General features: G+C 64.5%; 22 protein-coding genes. 8 read left to right on the plus strand and 14 right to left on the minus strand.

The features are described from left to right. Window positions 1-151: 151 nt before the first annotated feature. The 3 genes from ASD42_RS34585 to ASD42_RS25930 form a co-directional block, all read right to left on the minus strand. Window positions 152-1,360: a hypothetical protein gene (locus ASD42_RS34585; RefSeq protein ID WP_156677594.1), complete on the minus strand. Its 1,209-nt coding sequence runs from the start codon at window positions 1,358-1,360 to the stop codon at window positions 152-154. After that, window positions 1,357-1,902, minus strand: a complete 546-nt coding sequence (locus ASD42_RS25925; RefSeq protein ID WP_162256234.1) for a DUF4365 domain-containing protein — start codon at window positions 1,900-1,902, stop codon at window positions 1,357-1,359. The genes ASD42_RS34585 and ASD42_RS25925 overlap by 4 nt, the downstream gene beginning before the upstream one ends. 652 nt (window positions 1,903-2,554) lie before the next feature. Then, window positions 2,555-3,460, minus strand: a complete 906-nt coding sequence (locus tag ASD42_RS25930) for an HNH endonuclease (RefSeq protein ID WP_056821325.1) — start codon at window positions 3,458-3,460, stop codon at window positions 2,555-2,557. Between the two features lie 499 nt (window positions 3,461-3,959). Here ASD42_RS25930 and ASD42_RS25935 point away from each other — a divergent pair, with 499 nt between their 5' ends. After that, a complete protein-coding gene (locus tag ASD42_RS25935) occupies window positions 3,960-4,973 on the plus strand; it encodes a protein NO VEIN domain-containing protein (protein WP_056821327.1) in 1,014 nt (337 codons plus the stop codon). Between the two features lie 25 nt (window positions 4,974-4,998). Next, window positions 4,999-5,361 carry a nucleotide pyrophosphohydrolase gene (locus tag ASD42_RS25940; protein ID WP_056821328.1) on the plus strand — a complete coding sequence of 121 codons (363 nt, stop codon included), beginning with the start codon at window positions 4,999-5,001 and terminating at the stop codon, window positions 5,359-5,361. Window positions 5,362-6,003: 642 nt separating this feature from the next. Here the strand turns inward: ASD42_RS25940 and ASD42_RS25945 are convergent. Further along, entirely contained in the window at window positions 6,004-6,588 is a 585-nt protein-coding gene (locus ASD42_RS25945; protein WP_056821810.1) for a maleylpyruvate isomerase family mycothiol-dependent enzyme, read from the minus strand. Window positions 6,589-6,652: 64 nt separating this feature from the next. Then, complete coding sequence (locus tag ASD42_RS25950) at window positions 6,653-7,669, minus strand: RNA polymerase subunit sigma-70 (RefSeq protein WP_084787311.1); 1,017 nt, start codon at window positions 7,667-7,669, stop codon at window positions 6,653-6,655. A gap of 63 nt (window positions 7,670-7,732) precedes the next feature. Between ASD42_RS25950 and ASD42_RS25955 the strand changes: the two genes are divergently transcribed. Beyond that, complete coding sequence (locus tag ASD42_RS25955; RefSeq protein WP_156677595.1) at window positions 7,733-9,001, plus strand: glycosyltransferase family 87 protein; 1,269 nt, start codon at window positions 7,733-7,735, stop codon at window positions 8,999-9,001. Between the two features lie 344 nt (window positions 9,002-9,345). Here ASD42_RS25955 and ASD42_RS25960 read toward each other — a convergent pair whose 3' ends face one another. Genes ASD42_RS25960 through ASD42_RS25975 form a run of 4 tightly spaced genes read right to left on the minus strand, consistent with a single transcriptional unit; the run spans window position 9,346 to window position 11,677 of the window. Beyond that, the gene (locus ASD42_RS25960; RefSeq protein ID WP_056821332.1) at window positions 9,346-9,714 is read right to left on the minus strand and encodes a hypothetical protein; all 369 of its coding nucleotides are present in this window, start codon (window positions 9,712-9,714) and stop codon (window positions 9,346-9,348) included. Between the two features lie 26 nt (window positions 9,715-9,740). Further along, on the minus strand, window positions 9,741-11,021 hold the full coding sequence (locus ASD42_RS25965; RefSeq protein ID WP_056821333.1) for a hypothetical protein: 1,281 nt from the start codon (window positions 11,019-11,021) through the stop codon (window positions 9,741-9,743). 6 nt (window positions 11,022-11,027) lie between these two features. Continuing rightward, the gene (locus ASD42_RS25970; protein ID WP_162256235.1) at window positions 11,028-11,306 is read right to left on the minus strand and encodes a WXG100 family type VII secretion target; all 279 of its coding nucleotides are present in this window, start codon (window positions 11,304-11,306) and stop codon (window positions 11,028-11,030) included. A gap of 26 nt (window positions 11,307-11,332) precedes the next feature. After that, window positions 11,333-11,677, minus strand: a complete 345-nt coding sequence (locus ASD42_RS25975) for a WXG100 family type VII secretion target (RefSeq protein ID WP_056821336.1) — start codon at window positions 11,675-11,677, stop codon at window positions 11,333-11,335. Between the two features lie 266 nt (window positions 11,678-11,943). Between ASD42_RS25975 and ASD42_RS25980 the strand changes: the two genes are divergently transcribed. Both ASD42_RS25980 and ASD42_RS25985 read left to right on the plus strand, forming a co-directional pair. Beyond that, window positions 11,944-12,297: a DUF4870 domain-containing protein gene (locus tag ASD42_RS25980; protein WP_235569827.1), complete on the plus strand. Its 354-nt coding sequence runs from the start codon at window positions 11,944-11,946 to the stop codon at window positions 12,295-12,297. Window positions 12,298-12,465: 168 nt separating this feature from the next. Further along, entirely contained in the window at window positions 12,466-13,221 is a 756-nt protein-coding gene (locus ASD42_RS25985) for a class I SAM-dependent methyltransferase (protein WP_056821338.1), read from the plus strand. Between the two features lie 12 nt (window positions 13,222-13,233). Here ASD42_RS25985 and dnaG read toward each other — a convergent pair whose 3' ends face one another. The 4 genes from dnaG to ASD42_RS26005 form a co-directional block, all read right to left on the minus strand. Further along, window positions 13,234-15,159 carry a DNA primase gene (gene dnaG, locus ASD42_RS25990; protein ID WP_056821339.1) on the minus strand — a complete coding sequence of 642 codons (1,926 nt, stop codon included), beginning with the start codon at window positions 15,157-15,159 and terminating at the stop codon, window positions 13,234-13,236. Between the two features lie 25 nt (window positions 15,160-15,184). Further along, on the minus strand, window positions 15,185-16,438 hold the full coding sequence (locus ASD42_RS25995) for a deoxyguanosinetriphosphate triphosphohydrolase (RefSeq protein ID WP_056821340.1): 1,254 nt from the start codon (window positions 16,436-16,438) through the stop codon (window positions 15,185-15,187). Window position 16,439: 1 nt separating this feature from the next. Then, window positions 16,440-17,018, minus strand: a complete 579-nt coding sequence (locus ASD42_RS26000; protein WP_235569851.1) for a YdcF family protein — start codon at window positions 17,016-17,018, stop codon at window positions 16,440-16,442. Between the two features lie 119 nt (window positions 17,019-17,137). Next, window positions 17,138-18,061, minus strand: coding sequence for a LysR family transcriptional regulator (locus ASD42_RS26005; RefSeq protein WP_084787337.1), 924 nt, complete (start codon window positions 18,059-18,061; stop codon window positions 17,138-17,140). 83 nt (window positions 18,062-18,144) lie between these two features. Here ASD42_RS26005 and ASD42_RS26010 point away from each other — a divergent pair, with 83 nt between their 5' ends. Continuing rightward, entirely contained in the window at window positions 18,145-18,561 is a 417-nt protein-coding gene (locus ASD42_RS26010) for a DoxX family protein (RefSeq protein WP_056821812.1), read from the plus strand. A 14-nt stretch (window positions 18,562-18,575) separates the two neighbouring features. Here ASD42_RS26010 and ASD42_RS26015 read toward each other — a convergent pair whose 3' ends face one another. Then, entirely contained in the window at window positions 18,576-19,253 is a 678-nt protein-coding gene (locus ASD42_RS26015; RefSeq protein ID WP_056821814.1) for an MBL fold metallo-hydrolase, read from the minus strand. Between the two features lie 69 nt (window positions 19,254-19,322). Here ASD42_RS26015 and ASD42_RS26020 point away from each other — a divergent pair, with 69 nt between their 5' ends. Together ASD42_RS26020 and ASD42_RS26025 are read left to right on the plus strand one after the other, a co-directional pair. Continuing rightward, on the plus strand, window positions 19,323-21,308 hold the full coding sequence (locus tag ASD42_RS26020) for a TPM domain-containing protein (RefSeq protein ID WP_056821342.1): 1,986 nt from the start codon (window positions 19,323-19,325) through the stop codon (window positions 21,306-21,308). A gap of 45 nt (window positions 21,309-21,353) precedes the next feature. Continuing rightward, complete coding sequence (locus ASD42_RS26025; protein ID WP_056821343.1) at window positions 21,354-22,172, plus strand: MerR family transcriptional regulator; 819 nt, start codon at window positions 21,354-21,356, stop codon at window positions 22,170-22,172. The last annotated feature ends 13 nt before the right edge of the window (window positions 22,173-22,185 follow it).

Below are 22,185 nucleotides of genomic sequence, written 5' to 3' on the forward strand. Positions count from 1 at the left end.
TCAGTACAAACTGGCGCGCACCACTGGAAAGCACCTCTGACCAGGCGATTTAACCCGCCGGCTGAACTGGGAGTTATGTGACTGGGGTTTACACCTTCGACTCAGCACATGAAAACCCCTTCCGAACTGGGCCGGAAGGGACTTCCAGCTGTTAATAGCGTCCGGGCGCATGCTCGAACGGCGCGGGGACGAGGTTGACTTCGCCTGTCATCCAATAATCTCGGCCGATTTTCTCGACGTCACCCGTCAGCAATACTGGTGTTCTATTTTGATACGCAGAAATGGCCGCCAGGTTAAATGAGTCACTAACCGCTACTCGCACTTGACGCCTGCTCCTACCGATAACACCCCGAACCAATGCGATAGAAGTATTGTCATCATCCGGAAACTGATCTCGCTCAAGACGAAGTACATATCCGTAGAGGGTCTGCCGAATCGCTGCGACGTCCTGTTGCTTAAATCGCGACGTTAGCGGTTGCAGACCCGGAATGTTATCGCGATCCAGAACGATTTTATCAACCCGGGGGCTATGCGCCTCTGCTGGCGCCCATTTGAAACTCATATCGAGCGAGCGCAGACCTTCATAGCGGGTCATCAATTGCAAAGACTCACACAATTCAGCGCTAACCCCAGCGTCTACTGCCGATTCTAGGTTTGCATTCGCGCTAGCCATGCTCAGATTCGGTACAACCGATAGTGCATTCGCAAGCGTGGACATAACCCGGCGTTGAAACGAAGCAATTGAAAGATCGGGAGTAGCGGTTGTATCCGCAAGCTCCTCAGTTGGCAGATCATCTGCACCATCAGTATCGGGGTAGGTGTCTATGACGCCGTCGTCTCCCAGCGCGGTCAAGATCGTTACAACAAAGCTGCCGCGTTGCGTGTGTCCCATGCGGACGTCGTCGTCGATAAATCCCCGGACGGCGTTTGATGGACGACCGCGATGGTTCGGCCGAGGCTCAATTGTTGACCGCGCTGCCGCAGTAATCATCTTTATTGCGCCAGTAATGAGGTCATCAGCCTGCCTGATGGGAATGCTGTCATATCGGATGAATTCATCCGCGCGCAACAGTAGTATGTCTGATCTTACGCGAATTACCGCGTTCGCAAGCTGTTCAATCGGCCAGTCATTAACTTCACAAAGCGCCGACAGGGACTCATTGAAACGAAGTTCGAAATCGCGCAAGCGTGTAGACGTGGGCAATCGAATACTCGCCCCGTCAAGTCCATGACCACTATGCCAGGTTTCTGATATTGCATCAGAATCCCACAGTTCCCATCCGGAGCTAGAAAGGTAGGCTCCGATATTTCTTGGGGTCAACTGAAGATCAGCCGGGAGAGTTTGATTCAGCAACATCATGGAGCACCTCCGTCGCCGACTCGTTTCATAATGCTAAGGAGGGATGATACATCGTAGATATTACTTTTCGGTATCTTTACGGTGATCGTGTCGGTGGCAGACTCCGGCCGATCCCTCAGCGACACCCAGTACCCGCGCGCCTGGATGCTCATCCGCTCGGCGTCGAGACTGACCCAAGACTCGAATTCCTTGGGGACCAACACCAGTACCAAGATGATGGGGTTCATCCTGAACGGGTCGCGCAAGTCGTCGTAGTTGTCAGACTTCAGGCGCCAGCGAACCGTATCGTCGTCCTCTACTGCCGAAGATGAGCACTTCAGCTGGACATCCAATGACGTCTTGGAGTACCTGGCATGGCTCGCGACCTGCCGAACGGTGGCGTCGACCGTCTCGTCGTCGATGCGGATGTGCTCCAGCTTGCAGCGAGCCGAGGTCGCGATCGCGTGTGCATAGACGATCGAGAGCTGTTCCTTGCATTGTGGCGATGCCAGCCCGCCGTAGGGCACGTCCGAGGCGTGCACAGTTGGTAGGGCATCGGTCACCAGCCAACCTAACCATACTGAGGGCCCGTGCGCGGGCTGATGCGAAAGTTGGCGGCCGCCGCACGATCACTCAAAGCTCCTCTGGCGTAAATCATTTCGCAGAGCAACGAATCGTACGGTGGCAGATCTGCACAACAGCACGAGGCCATCGACGGCAGTCGTCTTGATCCCGGTGGTGTGTAGCGGCATGACATGACGGACCTCGTAGAGCCATCATCCCGCCACACTAAAGAGCGGCGGGCCAGTTCGCCGCTTTGTGATCCCGCGCCCCTGCGCGTGAGGGGCAGGCAGGACCAGACAGGTGGCGAGCCACGGCCCCTTCCCAGAGGTGCGCGGGATCGGCTGCTATCTGCCGGGATCAAGGCGGGTTCGCGTGGGAGCACGCTGTGAGCACCATACGGTTGCCATCCCTATGTCTCTCAGCCAAGTGAGATGGCCGCGGACCAGGCCGCGCTTCTGCAGCCGTTTCAGGCATCGATACGCAGAGCGTTTTTCCTCGTCTGACGGTCCACCGTCGCAACCACACAGCTCTGATGCGATCTCGTAAACCGGCAGCATGAAGTCGTCGCCCTCGAGGCAGTCAAGGACTCGTTGCTGGAGAGATGTTAGTCGGACCGATGGGCAGAGCTCCGATGCTGGCTGAGCTGGCACGTCAGTTGCCCGCGGTTCGGTGCATCGACCAGTGCAGTCGGAACCATTCAGCTTGCTTGGTATTCGTGTCGACTGCCAGCGGCTTTCCGTGCAGCTCGCCATAGACCGAAAAGTCTCGGAACTGTTCCGAGACGTCGATCAGGCCGGCGTTGTCCACGGCCAGGTCGCCCCGGTCGAACAAGGTGTGTAGGTCGCGGCGAAGCAAGATCCCGCCGTGTTCGTGGTGTTTGCCGACCCTGGCGTAGCTGTAAAGATGGCATGCCTCCAGCACTGCACGGTGAAGGTCGCCGGTGAAGGCGCAGCGAGGTCCGTAACGATCGAGGAGCCTCTTGCGAAAATCGCTTTGGCCCAGACGAACCCGGACAGGGCGCACAGCATGTCCGCCGCGGATTTGTTCCGCCGTGACGTCGACGGGCGCGAGGTAGTCACCACCCAACTTTTGGCTGATAGCCGCGCGGAACTTGCCCCAGTTCAGTTCCCGAAAACTGTTCTGCGAGCTGTCTTTCAAGCACAGCGCTCGAAGCTCCTTGCCGTTCAATACCCCCGATAGGTCCACCCACGCTTGCCCGTAGTCCGAGCGGAACAGCGTCGCGGACACCTCCTCCTGGATCGGGTCATCGAACACCGCACCGCAGTCACAACGGAAGGTCGGCGTCTTGCGCAAGCGTCGTTTGAACCCCGTTTCGTTGCAACCACGGCAGCGTCCGCGGTGCTTGGTCCCATCCCAAGAATCGATGTTCTCGATCACCGAGACCCCGAGTAACTCAGAGTTGTCCCAAACCGCGATCATGTGGCCCGCTTCGACCTGGCGGAAGTTCGGAACGAAGCTGTCCCAGCTGTAGTGACGCGACGGATCATCATCGTATTTCCGCCCGCCACCCAGCCGCATGTACACCGATTTCGACATCACCAACCACGCACGACGATCCGCGGTCCCGGTCCCGGGATCAAGTACAACGCCGCTACCCATAACCCCCAACGCCTCCTATCTGCCGACCCTTCGGTACGGCTAGTTCAGTATGTCGACGCCCTCTGACAAGAACGCCGCTCGCCAAGCCGGGACCGGCAACCGGACGTGGGATAGGCAGCGCGAGCAAGCCCTAAAGGCTCGCATTCTCTGCGGGTGTTCTACCGGTGTGGATGATCGCCAATGCGGGACCGTAGCGGAACCAGAACGGGACCACACGCTACGAACGAATGCCGAACCACCCCTTATCAGCGACAATCGGTGCGGCACCGAAAAATGCTTCTGACCACACGATTTAGCTCACAGGACTGGACTGAGGGTTGAGGTCGGCTGCCGTATGGAGTTAAGAGCTGTGAGCCATTGTGACGCGGCAAATCTGCTAGGCCACAGCGTCTTTGGGCCACGGCGGTTGTCAGCGCCTTGGAATAGGCTGTGTTGCATGCCTGTCAGAGTGGTTGTCACGTTCGTGCCGAAGAAGCTCACGTCGAACGTTGAGTGGGGTCTCCGCGAACAGGTTTGGGGCCTACCGGAGCGGCATGGCAAGAGCATCGGTGCAGACTTCGAGTGGCTTGTGATCTGCTCCGAGGTGAATGGACTGCCGCACGGTCCGCGGGCGCTGGCCGACCTGTGGAGGGAACGTGCCTTCGTAACGTTGAACATCGCACGTCGCGACTCGGGTGTCGTCACGGAGGGGCTGCAGCCGTTGTGGCCGGACGAGGTGGATGCCGGCGAGGTGCGATACACCTACCGGTTCGCGATCTCGTCCTACGCCGAGGTCGTGCAGATCAGGGCGGCGGAGCTGCCTGAGGATCTGCTCCAAGCGGTCAGCGTTGCGCACGCCAAGCCCCGGCATCTGGAGTTGACCGATGATGACTTTGTCCGCCTCCTCGAACGCGGGGGCTGGGAAGGTAGCGAACTCTCCTCGGTCCCGCTGGGGCAAGACTCGATCCCCTCAGTCCCGCAACGCGGCAGCCGAGGTCAGGGCTACATCAATGATCCGCGAAAGCGCAAGGCCATCGAGCTGCACGCCGAAGACACGGCAATCCACTACCTCGAGACGGTGGAAGGCTGGACCGACGCCGTGCGCGTGGGGAAGCCCTACGACGTGAGGTTCACCCGCAACGGAGCCGAGAAGCGTGTCGAGGTAAAAGGCACGACTGGTGCTGGGTCATCCGTCTTTCTGACTACCAATGAAGTCGATCATGCGCGCGGAAATGATTCCGGCCAACCGATCGACTTGGTCGTCGTTTCAGGTATCCAGCTCGCTCGCTCAGACGACGGGGGCTACGTCGCAAGCGGCGGTCGGCTCGCCCACTATCGGGACTACATCCCGGCTGACGAAGAGCTCCGGCCGACGCAGTTCGAGGCTGCCCTCACCATGGCTCCTTCCGATGTCGTCGACGTCGCTTCGTTGACAGTGCCGACGGCAAGCGCGCTCCCAGTGGGGAACTGATCAGTCGAGCTGCTAGAACGTAGGCATGTCAATCGACAGGCTGCAGCGCATGGTCGCGGACTTCGCCGCGGAGCGGGAGTGGGAGCGTTTCCATACTCCAAAGAACCTGGTCATGGCCCTTATGGGTGAAGCGGGTGAGCTGTCCGAACTGTTCCAGTGGCTCACACCAGAGGAGAGCGCGGCAGTCGGAACGGATCCGACGCTACGCGGCCGCGTGGAGGACGAGGTCGCTGATGTGTTCATCTATCTTCTGCGGTTGGCGGATGTACTAGATATCGACCTTGTCGGAGCCGTCGAAAACAAGATGCAGAAGAACGCTTCGCGCTACCGGGTCGACTTGGCCCGTGGCGTCGCAACCAAGTACACCGAGTTCGGAAACAACGCTTGACCTGGACGACTTCGTCACGACATGCGTTCCGCCCGCTAGTCGACGGGCTGCAGCGGGACCAGAACAGGACCTTGTCCCCCGCTGCCCCAGCCGACCTAGACCGCCGAAATGTCTCCAAAAAGTCGCTGGCCGTCACCGTTTTGCCGGGTTGTGTCGGGTTGCATCCTGCAGCCTGGCCGCTGCCGTTCACCCTGATCAGGGTAGCTATTCGGGTCGCGGTTGACCGCCTTGGGTTGCCTGTAGTAGCAAGCCCGCCTGAAACTCGGCAGGTTTCTGGTTCGAGTCCAGATGGGGGAGCATAAAAAGCCCTCTACCAGCGCAAGCAGGTGGAGGGCGTTTCGGTTGTCCGGGAAATCTCCCCGTATCCACTACTTTCCGACCACAAACGCGGGACTACTTTCCCCTCCACGAACTGGTCGAGGGCCTTTCTTGCGTCAGGGCCGACAGTTCGCCGTTCGAGGTAATGCCGCTCCGTTGTCGCCAGTTTGCATGTGACAGTTGAGCCTGTGCTTCCGAAGCGCCTAGGTCGTCACGGACCCCGGAGGAGTTCTTCGTCCGGAAGGCGTCCGCCGAGCCGCGGTGATGGCCGCAGCCAGCAGACTGTCTCAGCTTGGAGCGCGAATCCCACCCCCATTGTGTCATTCACTGCGGCAGTAGGCGTCGTCCGGTGATTATGAGCAGAATGTCCTTGGCGGGCAGGGTAATCGGAGTTCCCTCACCGATGGTGTAGTCGGCGTCGGTGGCCTGCAGTCGGATTCCGGTGAGGTCGACGCCGAAGAAGGACAGGCCCTTGGGCTCGACGTGGGCCAACACCGTGGCGATTCGGTCGGTCGGGGCGGCGGGCAGGCCGAGAGGTTCGGTGATGTCGAGGCCGTGGATGACGTAGTGGGACAGGGCGCCCGCGGTGCCGCCGCCCGGGGGTCGCCAGGGGTGGGTGATGTTGTCGCGCAGGCTGTTGAGTAGTTCGGCGTCGCTGAGGCGGGCGGTGTCGGCGCGGGCGGCGATGTCGCAATAGCGGTTGATGTTGAAGCCGGCGCGGGCTAGGCCGAGCATCATCCGGGGCCCGCTGGTGCGGTACGGGACGGTGATGTGGGCGACGACTTCACGGATCGCCCATCCCTCGCACAGAGATGGTGTCCCCCACTGGTCGGCGGACAGGTCGGCGAGCAGGTCGGCGAGGCGGGCACGTTCGGCGACGGAGTGGTCGAGGATACTGGTGTCGGGCATGAGTTGTCCTTGATCGATCGGCAGTGTCACCAGTGGTACGTGCGCGGCCGCCGGAATTCATCGGTCAGGTCAGAACGGTCGGCAGCCCGAATTCGGGGAATCTCGGGCCACTGCCGAAGAAGGTGATCAGCCGGGCGATCCGACCGTCGAATATTTCGAATGCGACCAGCGCGAAGGGGCGCGCCACGCCATCCTCGTCGAGCCGGTACTGCGCCGCGCCCGCTGCCCCGTTGAAGGTGACCGGCAGGAGGCGGTCGCCGCGACAGTCGTCGGAGGTGGTCATGACGGCCGCGATGGACGCGCCGCCGTCCAGACGCCAACCGAAAGGCGGCATCGACACTCGCGCGTCCTCGTGTAGGACGGCGGTGAGTGCGGTGATGTCGTGGGCTTCGAACGCGGCGATGTAGCGCTGGAGCAGGTCACGGTCGTGGGGCGCGTCGGGGTCCAGCGCGGTCGGAGTGTCGCGGGTGGTTCGCAGGGTGGCACGGGCGCGTTGCAGGGCACTGTTGATCGCAGCGGGGGTGGTGTCGAGGATGTCTGCGGTCTCGGCGGCAGTGAAGGCGAGCACCTCGCGCAGGACCAGGGCCGCGCGCTGTGTGGGTGGCAGGTGTTGCAGGGCCGCGAGGAAGGCAAGGCGGACGGTGTCGCGGCGGGTGACGATGTCGGCCGGGTCGGCGCCGAGGGTGTGGCTGTCCGGGGCGGGGCTGATCCAGTGCTGGTCGGGGAGGACGGCGTCCGGGTCGAACGCGGCGGCGGGGCCCTCCCAGTGCAGCATGCGACGTTGGGCGGCTCGCAGCATGTCCAGGCAGATGTTGGTGGCGATGGCGTGCACCCAGGTGGACAACCGGGCTCGGGTGGGGTCGAAGGTGTCGAGACGGGTGTAGGCGCGCAGCAGCGTTTCCTGGGTGGCGTCCTCGGCGTCGGCGGAGCTGCCGAGCATGCGGTAGCAGTAGCCGGTGAGCGGGACGCGCAGGGCCGCGAGGTCGGTGCTGCCGGCGCCGGAGGTCACTCCCCGATAGTGGCACGGCGGCAACCGCACTCCAGCATTGACGTGGGTCTTACCTGTGATCGCGGTGGTCATTACTCGCGTTTGTGGAAAGAGCAGTTCTACAAAACCGGACAGGTACGGATAGCGTCGGGAGCCGTGTCACCAGAAGATGTAGCGCAGTCCGGCCGTCTCACCGCCGCCATACGGGTGGTGGCAGGGCTGCTCGTGCTCGCGTCGATCGTCGAGGTGGTGCGGCGCTTATCGAACCCCTACCCGCTGGTGGCGCCGCTGTTGTCCGACGATGTCTACGCGGTGCACGTCGACTTCGACACCTTCTGGAACTCGGCCGTTGCCCTCACCCACGGCACCGATATCTACGAGACCCCGGCGAAGCTGAGCAATCTCAACCCGCCGCTGGTCTCGATGCTGCTCACGCCGTTCGCCGCGCTGGATGTGGTCACGGCCTATCGCGTCTTCGCGGTGCTGACACTGCTCATGATGGTGGGCTCGGTGTTGGCGGTGTGCTCGGAACTGCGGCTGCGCCCGGCTGTCACTGCGCTGGCCACGCTGGCTGTGCTCGCGTCGTCGCCGCTGTACGGAACGCTGATGCTCGGCCAGATCTACCCGCTGCTGTTGGTCGGGCTCGTTGCCGGGTGGATCGCGCAGCGGCGGGGGCGACCGGTGCTCGCGTCCGTTCTGTTCGGCATCGTGGTGGCGCTCAAGCCGTCGCTGGCACCGATATTGCTACTCGCGGCCGTGCAGCGGCAGTGGTTGCCGTTCAAGGCCGGAATCGCCGGCGCGGCTGTCGCCTCGCTGGTCGGGGTGCTCGTCGCCGGGCCGTCGAGCGCGGGGGGCTGGCTGCGTATCGCTTTCTCAGCGCCGGTGCCGGGCTGGGTGGACAACGCATCACTGCCGGGGCTCGCGGTGCGCTTCGGGCTGCCCTCCGAGATCGGGACGGTACTCGGGCTGGCGGTGCTGGCAGGCACGCTGTGGTGGTGTGGGCGCCACCGCGACCGCATCGACCCGGGCGGCACCGCTCTGTGGGCGGTACTCGCCGCAGCCCTGCTGTTCTCGCCCATCGCGTGGCACAACTACCTGATGCTGCTGTGGCCGGGCGTGCTCGTGCTGATCACGCTCGGCCGCGGCGAGATCACCGCCATCGCGCTCGCGGTGCCGGTCTTCCCGGTGTCCTTCACCGTGGAATTGCCGCCCCACAGCAGCGTCACCGCCGCCGTGGCACGGTCGTTCTACTGCGCTGTCCTCGTGGGCTACTGGGTGTTTCTGGTGCGCGGAGCGACACTGTCCGAGCTGGGCCCCTCGCGGTCGTCCGGCACGGCGGCCACCAGCAAGCCACCGGCGGCCGCGGCGTGCCCCGTACCCAAGGAGCCCTCCGCGGTGACACACGTTGCCGCCTCCGAGCCCTGACCGTTCACGCCGCCGACCACTCCTCCGTCCGCCCGCTCCAACCCAGAACAGGACCTTGCCACCCGCTGCCCCGGCTGCACTGGACCGCCGAAATGTTCGCAACAGTCTTGCCGAAGGTCTTAGCGTGATCCACGCGAACTTCTCACCGCGAGCTTGCTTCCCACGCGGTTGAAGTTATGCAGTCCCAAATGCCGCCGTCCCGGTTGGGTAAGACCAAGTCAAGATCGTTGGGAACCGCTAGGTCCGAGCGCAACACATCCGACACCGAGCCGTTCTGCATCCAGCTGTCGGTACGCTGACAGTCAAGTTGTGGGCACACCCGACTGTGTCACCGCGCAGCCGGGTCAGAGGACTTCGATCTGGGCCGACTCCGGCAGAGTGCGAGGTCGCTCGTCGGTGTACCAGGCGTACTCGATGCTGCTGAGCCACCCTTTCTCAACCCAGAGAATGATCTCGCCGACTGGTGACCCGTTGCGGTCGGTGACGGCGCCGTTGGCGAAGATCCCATCGGCGGAACCGGATCCTTGCACGGCCCCTGGCTGCACGACCAGATCAACGCTGGGTGACCCGGCGCCCCAAGTCGCGACGACCTGCGAATGCGGGATCTGGGCGCGGAGTTCGTCAGCGCCCGCACCGCCGCCAGACAGCATTTTGGTGACGACTGCGGATTCGAGATCGGTCAGCGGTCGTGGCTGAATGGGTGTGTTGCTCATCGGTCTCCTCGGATCTTGCACTGTGGTCAGGGGATGTAGGCGGTACCGATTTTGAAGACACCGTTGATCATCGCGCCGCGGATATGAACGGTCTCACCATTGATGGTGCGCACCAGAGGATTCGAAGCATTATATACGCCATCGGGAACGCCCTGAACATTCTCGATGATCTTGGTCATCGTCGCCTCTTCGCCGCCCAGTGACTTCACGAGATTATCCAGCTTGTGCTTCGGTACGAAGACATGACCCATCGCCTCCTTGTCGAGCGCGTAATCCAGGGATCCCTTGAGCTTGTCGCGTGCGGCCTTGGCGATATCGGCTGTTCGTTGCGCGAGCAGGTTGGCGATGCGCTGCATTTCCGTGCGTCTGGCGTCGAGATCATCGCCGGTCTGGACGACTTTCTCGACAAATTTGGCTGCGCGTTTGGCGGTGAGAACGCGGTCGACGTAAGTCTTCATTTTCAGTGCGAGCTTGCCGGCCTTGGCAGCAGCGATGGCGGCGGCGCCGAATCCCGCAGTCAAGGCACCCGCGATGACACTGAGGACGACGGTCTCGGCGATTTCCTGGGCGAGGTCCTTCGCTAGATCGACAAGCAACTGGCCGAGTTGTGTCCGGAACTCCAGGATCGCGGAGCGGTGCTCGCGGCAGGACTTGGCGAGGTCCTTGTAGAGGGTAAGGACCCCTTCAGCAGACTTCTTCAGCTCGCGAATGTCGTCATCGACATGTGCTGCGTCGGGCGCGGTTTCGCGTTCGAAGGTCTTTGACAGCTGGTCCAGAAGGGCGGGCAGGTTGCCCACACCCGTCTCACTGCCGAATTTGTCCCAGGTCTCGGCTGCGGTCAGGAGATCATGCGGTTCGCCGTCGGGCATCGAAACGCCGAAGTTCTCGAGCGCCGACACCGCGAATCCGACGTCGTCGAACAGACCACTGCCCGGGCCACCTGCCGATGGTGGCGGCACAAGGCACGGAGCCCACACCGGCGCGAGCTGGGTCGGCTTTGTCGGTTCAGGTCGGCCGGTGCCAGCGACATAGTCGGCCAAGGCATGGTTATAGCCGAGCTCGAGCAGGATGTTGGAGTAGTTACCCATTGCGGTGATGAGCAGCTCGGTCATGCTCATCGCCGTCGTGACGGTCGAATCGTAGGAAGTTGCCCACGCTTTGGACTCGCCGACGTTGCCGCCCATATCAGCGGTGTCGCTCAGGGCAGCGATCCGTGTGGAGTACACCCGCTGATACTCGGTTGCGTAGGAATGCATCGAGGCCCCGGCCAATGAGTACACGGTGGGGTCGACAACCAGGGTCGACATCGGGTGTTACGCCCTGCCCAGCATCGAGAGATTCGCGGCTATAGCGGCGTTGTATCTACCGTGAGCGTCGAGGACTGCTTGCCGCATGATGGCAATACCATCGGCGACATCGGTGGCACCGGTGTGCCATTCACGGAACGCCTCGGCCTGAGCATCGGCGGCGGCGCCGTTCCAGTTCTGCTGGACGGCAGAAACCCGCTGCTGCAAACCGTCGAGGCTGTCGTTGAGGAAGCCGACGAATCCGGATACACGGGCGACGATCTGTTCGAGTTCGTCGAGATCCACGCGGAAGGGTTGTGCGTTCTCGACCATCAGAGTTCCGGCAGATCGAGGGATCCGAAAAGCGAGGAGGTGGCTACCGCGCGTGCATTGTCCAGGTCATCGAGTGTCTTGCTCGTGACACCGAGCAGTTCGGCCATGTCGGCCAGCGCTTCGAGGATGGTATCGGCGCCCTGCTTGGTTTCGGTCCAGCCTGCGCTGAACGAATCAGCGGACACACCACGCCAGTTGGCCAGCAGGGTCGTGACGTCGGTGTCGAGGGAGGTGAGTCCGTTGACGAGGGTCTCGGCGACTTGCTGAAGATAACGCCCGGCGTCGGTGACCTCGTCAGAGACCAGGGCGAAGTCGGTGTTGGTAGAGCCAGGTTGGCTTGTCATAGGCGTTCCTCGAATATTGGCCAGATCACTCTGAGTTAGACGGGAGCCGAGGCGGTTCGGTTCCATCGGATGGGCGAATGGTGTCGGCGCTCACGTCCCAGGGCGTAGTTCTAGAGGCTCGCCACGTTGACGTCGGGCCTTGCTCGTTGCCTCGGCCGACCCGCGACCTGTGGTTTCGTGTTGAAAGTTGGGATCGGTAGGGGGCGAGTGCGGCATCTACTTACCCCATGACATCTTCTCCCTCGAACCACACACAGCCTTCTGGCTTGGACAAGAAGACCAGCGCGATCCTGTCGTACGCGCTGGGCTGGCTCACCGGAATCATCTTCCTCTTCGTGGGAAAGAACGATCCGGATGTGAAATTCCATGCCGCACAATCGATCATCTTCTTCGGGGCGGTCTCGGTGCTCAATATTGTTCTGAGCATCGTCGGCTCGCTGCTCGGAGTCCTGGGGATCGTCTTCAGCCTCGCCGGGCTCGTACTCGCGGTCTTCGCGGTTGTCGTCTGGATCATGGCCATGGTCCGGGCGAACAACAGCGGCGGTGTCCGCGTGGAGCTTCCCATTGTCGGGAAATTCATTGCCCCCTATGCCGATCAGTTGGCCGGTTCGGTCAAGTAGCGGCGTACTCGAAGTCGCGCACGGCAGTCACACCCAACACTCCGAAGATCAATGGCCCGAGGCTATCTCGGGCCATTGGCGTCTGTGCATCTACCAGGGCCAACGCCATAATCTGACCGCGGTTTATGCATTCGTGGTCTGGGGCCGTCGCTGGCATAGTGATTCCACATGGGACGGACTTTCGAGGATCTGGTCGATGAAGCAGCGTCGGCGACAGTGGAGGGGTGGGACTTCTCCTGGCTCGATGGGCGGGCCAGCGAAGCGCGGCCTTCGTGGGGTTATCAGCGGCTGATGAGCAGTCGGCTGAAGACCGCCTCCGCTGCTCTGGACATTCAGACCGGTGGTGGCGAGGTTCTGGGTGAGGCGGAGTTGTTTCCGCGGACCATGGTTGCTACCGAGTCGTGGCCGCCGAATATCGCCAAGGCGACGGCGTTGCTGCACCCGCGCGGTGTGGTTGTCGTGGCCGCACCCGACGAGCCACCGTTGCCGTTTGCCGATAACGCGTTCGACCTGGTCACCAGTCGACATCCGGCCACCGTCTGGTGGACCGAGATCGCCCGCGTACTGCACACGGGCGGAACGTATTTCGCGCAGCACGTCGGGCCTGCCAGCGTGTTCGAACTGGTCGAGTATTTTCTCGGTCCGCAACCAGAGGCCCGGCGAGGCCGCCACCCCGACGACGAAGCCGCTGCCGCGCGCGCCGCCGGCCTGGAGATCATCAGCCAGCGGACCGAGCGCCTGCGCACAGAATTCGATGACATCGGTGCCGTCGTGTACTTCCTGCGCAAGGTGATCTGGATGGTCCCTGGGTTCACCGTGGAGGGCTACCGCGACCAGTTGCGTCGGCTCCATGATCGAATCCAGCAGGAGGGGCCGTTCGTCGCGTACTCCAGCCGCACACTCACCGAGGCCACCAAACCATGACCCACAGGGCTGTCAGGCTCCGGCCGCGTAGCCCTCGTTGCCCATCGCCTGGGCCGCGAGGCTCTTGCGGTACTGCTCCAGCGCCACCAGGTCACCGAACAACGCCATGTAGGTGTCGGGCTCCTCGCTGGCGGACAACCGCTGCAGCTTCGATTTGAGCTCGGCGATCTGGCGGCCCACCCAGGCTTCCTGGGTGCGGGCGAGGATGCCGGTGATGAAGCGCGGGGTGTCGTTCTGGGTGCGCACCGGGAGCTGCTCGTTGGCCAGTTCGGAGACCAGGGCGCGGATCATCAGGTCGTCGGTGTGGTCGGCGACGGCGGCAACCCATTCCGCGCCGCTGAGCCCGGCCGCCGTGCCGCCCGCCTGGGCGATCATGATGCGCACAGCCACATACGCGGGGTGGGTGAAGGCGGCGACGTCGATGGCGTCGAAGGCGACGCCCGCGATGCCTGGGTATTGCAGTGCGGCGCTGAGGGATTGGCGCTGCGCGAACAGCACCGGATCATTGGGGGCAGGCCGCACCGAGGAACTCTCCTCGACGCGGGGCACGGGAAGCGCCGCGGCACCCGACTTCAGGGCAGGCGTGACATTGCCGCCCGTCCGGTTCTTCTTCGCCTCTTCACCGACCCGGCGCACGACCAGCTGGATGTCGTCCCAGCCGACCCAACCGGCCAGCTTGGTGGCATACCCCTTGCGGGTGGCGTTGTCTTTGATCTGGGCCACCACGGGCACCGTACGGCGCAACGCTTCGACGCGGCCCTCGACATCGTCGAGATTGTGTTCGGCGAGCAGACCACGAATCACGAACTCGTACAGCGGGGTTCGCCGTGCCACCAGATCGCGCACAGCGCTGTCACCGGAGTGCTGGCGCAACTCGCACGGATCCTGCCCGTCGGGAGCGACCGCGATGTAGGTCTGTCCGGCCAGCCGCTGATCGCCGCTGAACGCCTTCAACGCCGCAGCCTGGCCCGCCGCGTCACCGTCGAAGGTGTAGATGATCTCGCCGCGCCAGAAGTTGTCGTCCATCAGCAGCCTGCGCAGCACCTGCAGGTGCTCTTCGCCGAAAGCGGTACCGCAGGACGCGACCGCGGTCTTCACCCCGGCCAGGTGCATGGCCATCACGTCGGTGTAGCCCTCGACGACCACGGCCTGATGACCCTTGGAGATATCGCGTTTGGCGTGGTCGAGTCCGAACAGCACCTGAGACTTCTTGTACAGCAACGTCTCCGGCGTGTTCACGTACTTGCCGGGCATGGTGTCGTCGTCGAACAGCTTGCGCGCGCCGAACCCGATCACCTCACCACCGAGATTGCGGATCGGCCACAGCAGGCGACGATGGAACCGGTCGATCGGACCGCGCTTGCCCTGTTTGGACAACCCCGCCGCTTCCAACTCCTTGAACTCGAAACCGAGGCGCTGCAGATGCTTGGTCAGACCGTCCCAACCCGCGGGCGCGTAACCGCAACCGAACTGCTGCCAGGACGCCTTGTCGAAGTTGCGGTCGGTCAGATACGTGCGGGCAGCCTCGGCTTCGGGTTCGTGCAGTAAGGCCATGTAGTACTCGTGCGCGGCGGCATTGGCGGCGACCAACCGCGAGCGGGTGCCGCGGTCGCGCTGCACCGAGGTGCCGCCACCCTCGTAGTTGATCTGGTAGCCGATGCGATCGGCCATCTGCTCGACGGCCTCGACGAAACCGATGTGTTCCATCTGCTGCAGGAACTTGTAGACGTCCCCACCTTCACCACAGCCGAAGCAGTGGAACAGCCCGTGGTTGGGACGCACATGGAACGACGGCGACTTCTCGTCGTGGAACGGGCACAGACCTTTGATCGAGTCGGCGCCCGCGCGCTTGAGCGCCACGTACTCACCGACTACATCTTCGATCCGGACACGTTCACGGATCGCCGCGATATCGCGATCTGGGATTCGTCCGGCCACGATGAGCGAGTCTAGTCGGGTCTGCTCAGCGGCAGTCCAGCGAGGCGGCGACGCGTTCGAACCGGCTCTCGGTGTAGGAGGCGATCTGGTCGATCACCACGCGCACGCGTGCGGCCTCGGTGGCGGCGGCGTTGAACCAGGGCAGCATCTGATCGTCGAGGTGGGCGGGTGCGGTGGTGAGCAGGCGGTCGGCGACGGCCTGTACGCGGTCGCGCTGGGTCTGCTGGCGGGCGAGGTGGCCGGGGTCGGAGCGCACGTACCGCAACGCCACGGTCTTGAGGACGGCGACCTCGGCGGCCACGATCGGCGGCACGATCAGATCGGCCTCGTAGCGGATGAGCGGGCCTTGGCCGTAGCGCTCGTGGGTGGCCGAGATCGCGGCGGTGGCGAAGCGGCCGACCAGTTCGCTGGTGAGCCGCTTCAACGCCACCGAGGCGGCGAAGCTGCCGTCGTAGGTCGCGGCGTCGGCCACGATGTCGAGTTCGGAGAGCCGTTGGGCGGCGGCGGCCAGCGCGTCGATCGACTGGTCGGGATGCTGGCCGTGGCCCTGTTCGGCGAGCGCGGCCTGCTCGGCCGGGTCGGCGAGGGCGCGCAGGTCGATACGGCCGACGATCACGCCGTCCTCCACGTCGTGCACCGAGTAGGCGACGTCGTCGGACCAGTCCATGATCTGGCATTCCAGACTCTGCTTGCGGTCGGGCGCGTCTTTGCGGACCCAGGCCAGGCGCTCGAGGTCGTCGTCGTAGGCGCCGAACTTGGTGCCGGAACCGCTTCTGCCCCAGGGGTATTTGAGGGTCGCGTCCAGGGCTGCCCGGGTCAGGTTGAGCCCGAAGCTTTCGCCGTCGGCGTCGAGGATCTTGGGTTCGAGACGGGTCAGGATGCGCAGGTTCTGCGCGTTGCCTTCGAAACCGCCGTACTCGTCGGCGAATTCGTCGAGCGCGCGTTCACCGTTGTGACCGTAGGGCGGGTGGCCGATGTCGTGGGCAAGGCCCGCCAGGTCGACGAGGTCGGGGTCGGCGCCGACACCGTCGGCGATACTGCGCCCGATCTGGGCCACTTCGAGGGAATGGGTCAAGCGGGTGCGCGGGGTATCGCCCTCGCGCGGGCCCATGACCTGGGTCTTGTCGGCGAGGCGACGCAACGCGGCGGAATGCAGCACACGGGCACGATCACGGGAGAACTCACTGCGATGACCCTTGTCCGCGGCACCGGGCCATGCGGTCTTGCCCGGCTCGTGGACCATGCGTTCCTGGTCGTGCGAGGTATAGGTCCGTGTCATCTCACTGTCCCGCCTCATAAGAGAAATCTGCCGAGAAATGAGTGAGCTGGTACCAGAGCAGCGCGCCGGTCTCGCGGGCGATGCCGTGGAATTGCGACTCCCTCGTGTAGACGGCCGGTCCGGTGCGGGTGGGTGCGGTCCACGCCTCCAAACCTGCGTCGCGAGCCATCGTCCTGGTTCGCAGTGAATGCCACGGATCGCTCACGAGTACGGCCGATGACATGTCGCGCTCCCCCATCGCTGTCGCGACGGCTTCGATGCTGCGCAGGGTGTCGGAACCTGTCTCCACGGCGAGGATGTTCTCGCTGGGAACGCCCTTGTCCTCCAAATACTGTTTGCCCGAGGCGGCTTCGGTGTAGAGGTCGCCCTCTTGCTTGCCGCCCACAGTGATCACCGTGGGCGCCACACCGGCTTCGTAGAGTCGCCACGCCTGATACAACCGCGCTTCGAACACCGACGACGGCGTCCCCGAATACTGCGCCGCGCCGAGCACCACGATCGCGTTCGCGGGGGTGTAGTCGTCGATCCGCGCGACCTGCCAGACCCGGACCGCCGTCCCGGCCACCAACACCAACCCCATCAGCACCGCCCCGGCGATCAACCGGACGAACCACACCGAGACCGTCGACACCAGCCCGCGCGGATGCCTGACATCCTGGGCGGGCGCTGACGTTCGCGAGAAACCCGATTTCACCCTCGTCAGTCTGCCAGGTCGGTCCGACGCGTCGTGTGGTCAGCGGTCACCAGCGGATTCCGTTCCGGTGAACTACCGATCGGTGTCCACGAGATCGACGCCGCGAGGTCGACGAACGAGCGGATCAGCGGGGTGTGCGCGGCGCTGTTCCAGGCCAGCACGAGGCTGCTCGGCGGCTTGTCGAGCAGCGGGACCACCACCAGACCGTCCGGAACCGGATGGCCGAGCGGGGTGAGTCCCACGGTGCCGTTCCACAGGACGGTTTGCTGACATTCGTGGACGGTCCGCACCACCGGCCCGGTGTCGGGATCGGTCGGGTGCGACCAGTAGCCGCGCCAGATCGGGTCGGAGTCGGGAGGCAGCTGGAACCAGTGTCGATCTGCCAGCTCTCGCAGGTGCAGGTTCGGGCGGTCGGCGAACGGATCATCGACGCGCAGTACGACGCCGACGGGGTCGGTGCGCAGAACCTGTGTGGTGATGCCTGTTTCGTCGAAGGGCGTGCGGGTGAGAGCGATGTCGACGCGTCCGGCGCGCAGTCCCGCTGTCGGGTCGGCGAAGTCACCTTCTCTGATGTGCACCTGCACGTCCGGGTGCGCGGCTCGGTAAGCGGCCGTCAGTCGGGCGCCTGCCTGTTCGGCCAAGGTGCCGATGGTGATGGTGGTGTCCGCCCCTGCGGCGACCGCGACCTTGGCGCGCACTCGATCGGCCTGGGCCAGCAGGTCGCGGGCCTCGTCATAGAGTGCGACGCCGGCGGGCGTGAGGGCCACGCCGGTCGATGAGCGGCGCAGCAGTTCGTAGCCGAGGTCGGCCTCGAGCTGCTTGATCGCCCTGCTCAGCGGCGGCTGGGTCATATACAGCCGAGCGGCGGCGCGGCCGAAGTGGAGTTCCTCGGCCACCGCCGTGAAGTATCGCAGGAGACGGAGGTCCATGAGCTGCGACGATACCCGCTCGGTATCGGCCACGTCGGATCGGACTTGGACGTAGTCCGTCTCCCGATGGTCAGGTGGAAGCCATGAGCGTCATAGTCCTGATCGGGCGAATCCTGTTCTCCGCGTTGTTCATCGGCGCGGCTGTCGGCCATCTGAGTGCGGCGAAGGACACCGCGCGATATGCCGCGAGCCGTGGAGTGCCGTCGCCCGCCCTGGCGGTGTACGCCTCGGGTGCGGCCATGCTGGTCGCGGGGACGAGCGTGCTACTCGGGGCGTGGGGCGATCTCGGATCGCTTGTCCTGGTGGCGTTCCTGGTGCCGACGGCCTTCCTGATGCACGCTTTCTGGAAGGAGACCGATGCCGAGACCAAGCAACACGAGATGGTCCATTTCAACAAGGACCTCGCCCTAGCCGGTGCCGCGCTGGTCATCTTCGCGGTCTTCGCCTACACCACCGACCTGGGCCTCACCCTCACCGGACCAGCTCTCACGCTGCGCTGACTCCCGAAGCAGCCTCACCAACCCCGCGCACGCCATTCGGGCAGATTCGCGCGATCGGCGCCGAGAGTGGTGTCGTCGCCGTGGCCCGGGTAGACGTCGGTCTCGTCGGGGTAGCGGTCGAAGAGTTTGGTGGTGACATCGGTGAGGAGGGTGTCGAAGTCGGCGGGACTGTGAGTTTTCCCCACTCCACCTGGGAAAAGTGAATCGCCGGTGAAGAGGTGGGTGTGGCCTGCGTTGTCGGTGAGGGCGAGGGCGATCGAGCCCGGGGTGTGGCCGCGCAGGTGGATGACGTGGAGGACGAGGTCGCCGATTTCGAGGGTGTCGCCGTCCTCGAGCAGGCGGTCGGGGCGGACCGGGATGTGGTCGGCGTCGAGGGTGTGAGCGGCGGTGGGGACGTCGAGGGACTTGGTGACCTCGGTCAGTGCCTGCCAGTGATCGGGGTGGCGGTGGGTGGTGACGAGCTGTTCGATCTGGCCGGGGGTCTCGAGCGTGGTGAGTTCGATGATGCGCTCGGCGTCGTTGGCGGCGTCGATCAGCACGGCGGCGCCGGTGGCGGTGCTCTGGATGAGGTAGGTGTTGTTGTCCATCGGTCCGACGGACATCTTCACGATGCGAGCGCCGGGGACGTCGCGCTGCTGGGCGTCCTCGCCCGCGGTGACGTGACCTGTGTACTGGCGAGCGACTGTGACCATGCGTCCGATCGTAGAAGCCACGCGCTGCGATGTCGCGCTCGTGTCGGTCGCGACGGTTAGATTCGACACATGCCGCTGTCGAGTTCGGCCCCACGTTCGGTTTCCGTGCTCTGCGCGGTGTTCGCCGTGTTGAGTCTGCTGTGCGCGCCGAGTGCCGTCGCCGAACCGCCCGCGCGAATGGGTCCGCAGGTGGTCGACACCGCGAACGTGCTCAGCGCGGGCGACGAGGAGCGCGTGCTCGACGCGGTCGATACCCTCTACCGTGATCACCAGGTCAAGCTGTGGGTGAACTATGTGCGCACCTTCGGGTCGATGGCGCCACGCGACTGGGCTGCCCGCACTTCCGACCTCTCCGGCTTCAGCGATCACGATCTGCTGCTGGCAGTGGCCGTCGACGACCGCGGCTACTGGCTCGACGGCACCCTCCCCGAAGGGGTGAGCGACTCCGAACTGGACTCGCTGCTCGCGGGTTCGGTGGAACCCGATCTGCGCGAACAGAAGTGGGCACAGGCCGCGGTCGACACGGCCGAGGGAATCGGTTCGGCGATACGGGGCGGTGGGGTCCCGTGGGGTGTGCTGATCCTCATCGGACTGGCTGTGATCGTGGTGGCCGGTGGTCTGATGTTGTTCTCGCGCAAGCGCCGTGGCGACCGGGCTCGCGCTGAGCTGACCACCGCGCGCGAGGTGGACCCGACCGACTCCGCAGCACTGGCGAGATTGTCGCTGCCGACCCTGCACGCGCTCTCCCGCGAGCGACTGGTCGAGATCGACGATGCCGTACGGACCAGCGCCGAGGAATTGACCTTGGCCACCAGCGAATTCGGTGACACCGCGGTGACGCCGTTCCGCTCCGCGCTCGATGCCGCCCGCGCCGCCACCGCGAAGGCGTTCACGATTCGCCAGCAACTCGACGACGCGATTCCGGAGACGCCGGACCAGCAGCGCGCCATGCTCATCGAGCTGATCGCCACGGCGGGCAAGGCCGATCGCGAACTCGACTCGCAAGTCGCCGATTTCGACGCCATGCGCGATCTGCTCATCGACGCGCCCGCTCGGCTGGACACGCTCACCCGCGACATCGTCGAGCTGACCGCGCGCATGCCGGGCTCCGAAGCCGAACTCGCCCGCCTGGGTTCGACCTATCCGCCCTCGGTCATCGCGCCGATTCACGACAACGTGCGGATGGCGCAGGATCGGATCACTTTCGCCGAGAACAACATCGATTCCGCTCGCACAGCGCTCACCCAGCCTGTCGGGCAGCAGGGTGGTGCGGTCGCGGCGATCCGTGCGGCGGAGGGTGCGATCGGGCAGGCCAGGACTCTGCTCGATGCGGTCGACCAGGCCGCGACGAATATCCAGCAAGCGCGCGATGGTCTCCCAGCCGCCCTCGAGGAACTGCGCACCGACTTGGGCACGGCCAAGAGCCTCACCGAATTCGGCGCCCCCGACCTCGCCGCCGCGGTCTCGTCCGCCACCGCAGCCCTCGATGCCCCGAACGCTGACAGCGATCCCCTCGGCACCTTCCACACTGCGGTCACCGCTGATGCCGAACTGGACCATGCGATCGCGGCGGCCTCGGATCGCAAACTCGCAGTGGAGGATCTGCGACGCCGACTCGATCGCACCCTCACCGACGCGTCCGCACGCATCGATGCGGCGTCGTCGTTCATCACCACTCGGCGCGGCGGCGTCGACGCGGAGGCGCGCACCCGGCTCTCCGAGGCGCAACGCCACCTCGCCGAGGCACGCGGACTCGCAGGCAGTGACCCCGAAAGGGCACTCGTCAGCGCACAGACCGCCGCCGACCTCGGCGGCCGGGCCATGCAGCAGGCGCAGGCCAGTGTGCAGGCATGGGAGACGCGCCAGCCGATGTCGGGCGGCGGCTCCCAGACCGGTGCGGTGCTGGGCGGAATCCTCCTGAACGAGCTCCTGCGCGGAGCGATGAGCGGCGGTTCGCGCCGTGGCGGCTACGGCGGAGGCGGCGGTGGCTACCGCCCGGGCTCCTACGGCGGCTCGTCGGGATCGCGACGGGTCAGCCGGGGCGGCAGATTCTGAGCGCTTGACTCTCTCACCGTGTGAGGCCGTACACCGGAAGGCGTCATGTTCAGTATCGGAGATTTCGCCAGGCACGGTCAGGTGTCGGTGCGCATGCTGCGCCACTACGACGCGGTGGGTTTGTTGCCGCCTGCCAGGGTCGACGCGGCCACCGGGTACCGGTTCTACGCGGCGGCGCAACTGGCTCGCCTCAACCGGCTCATCGCGCTCAAAGAGCTCGGGTTCACCCTGGAGCAGGTGGGCAGAATGCTCGAGCCGGGGCCCGACGCGGCAGAACTACGCGGCATGCTCACCTTGCGCCGAGCCGAGTTGGAACAGCGGATCGCGGCCGACCGTTCGCGGTTGACCGAAGTCGAAGCGAGACTCCGAATCATCGAAAAGGAGGGCGTCATGCCCGATCAGGATGTGGTGATCAAGTCGGTGCCCGCGGTCAGGGTGGCCGAATCGTCCAGCTGGGCTTCGGGATTCGAACCCCAGGCGATCAGCCCGGTGATCGGTCCGCTGTTCGGCGAACTGTCCGACCGGCTGGCGAAGGCCGGGATCACGATCGCGGGTCCCGCGATCGCCTACTACGACGCTCGGGACGACGGGACGGTGGGCGTGCACGCCTGTGTGCCGGTGAACGTGGAACCCGCTGCGGCACCGGACTTCTCGATCGTCGATCTGCCCGCGCTCGAACACGTGGCGACCACCGTCCATCACGGGAATGTGAGCGGAATCGGCTCAGCGTGGCAGGCGCTCGGCCGCTGGGTCGAGGACAACGGGTATCGGACCGGCGCACCGGTCCGCGAGGTCACCCTGCAATGGACGCCCGATCCCGATGGCTGGGTCACCGAACTGCAGGAGCCCCTCGCTCCGCGGTGAGGTGCCGCTGAAC

The sequence above is a fragment of the Nocardia sp. Root136 genome (genome assembly GCF_001427185.1).
Lineage (GTDB): Bacteria > Actinomycetota > Actinomycetes > Mycobacteriales > Mycobacteriaceae > Nocardia > Nocardia salmonicida.

Coding starts and splice junctions, on each gene's coding strand:
- ASD42_RS34585 (WP_156677594.1), bottom strand. CDS start 1,360: ATGATGTTGCTGAATCAAACTCTCCCGGCTGATCTTCAGTTGACCCCA.
- ASD42_RS25930 (WP_056821325.1), bottom strand. CDS start 3,460: ATGTCGAAATCGGTGTACATGCGGCTGGGTGGCGGGCGGAAATACGAT.
- ASD42_RS25935 (WP_056821327.1), top strand. CDS start 3,960: ATGCCTGTCAGAGTGGTTGTCACGTTCGTGCCGAAGAAGCTCACGTCG.
- ASD42_RS25940 (WP_056821328.1), top strand. CDS start 4,999: ATGTCAATCGACAGGCTGCAGCGCATGGTCGCGGACTTCGCCGCGGAG.
- ASD42_RS25945 (WP_056821810.1), bottom strand. CDS start 6,588: ATGCCCGACACCAGTATCCTCGACCACTCCGTCGCCGAACGTGCCCGC.
- ASD42_RS25950 (WP_084787311.1), bottom strand. CDS start 7,669: ATGACCACCGCGATCACAGGTAAGACCCACGTCAATGCTGGAGTGCGG.
- ASD42_RS25960 (WP_056821332.1), bottom strand. CDS start 9,714: ATGAGCAACACACCCATTCAGCCACGACCGCTGACCGATCTCGAATCC.
- ASD42_RS25965 (WP_056821333.1), bottom strand. CDS start 11,021: ATGTCGACCCTGGTTGTCGACCCCACCGTGTACTCATTGGCCGGGGCC.
- ASD42_RS25975 (WP_056821336.1), bottom strand. CDS start 11,677: ATGACAAGCCAACCTGGCTCTACCAACACCGACTTCGCCCTGGTCTCT.
- ASD42_RS25985 (WP_056821338.1), top strand. CDS start 12,466: ATGGGACGGACTTTCGAGGATCTGGTCGATGAAGCAGCGTCGGCGACA.
- ASD42_RS25995 (WP_056821340.1), bottom strand. CDS start 16,438: ATGACACGGACCTATACCTCGCACGACCAGGAACGCATGGTCCACGAG.
- ASD42_RS26000 (WP_235569851.1), bottom strand. CDS start 17,018: ATGGGGTTGGTGTTGGTGGCCGGGACGGCGGTCCGGGTCTGGCAGGTC.
- ASD42_RS26005 (WP_084787337.1), bottom strand. CDS start 18,061: ATGGACCTCCGTCTCCTGCGATACTTCACGGCGGTGGCCGAGGAACTC.
- ASD42_RS26010 (WP_056821812.1), top strand. CDS start 18,145: ATGAGCGTCATAGTCCTGATCGGGCGAATCCTGTTCTCCGCGTTGTTC.
- ASD42_RS26015 (WP_056821814.1), bottom strand. CDS start 19,253: ATGGTCACAGTCGCTCGCCAGTACACAGGTCACGTCACCGCGGGCGAG.
- ASD42_RS26020 (WP_056821342.1), top strand. CDS start 19,323: ATGCCGCTGTCGAGTTCGGCCCCACGTTCGGTTTCCGTGCTCTGCGCG.
- ASD42_RS26025 (WP_056821343.1), top strand. CDS start 21,354: ATGTTCAGTATCGGAGATTTCGCCAGGCACGGTCAGGTGTCGGTGCGC.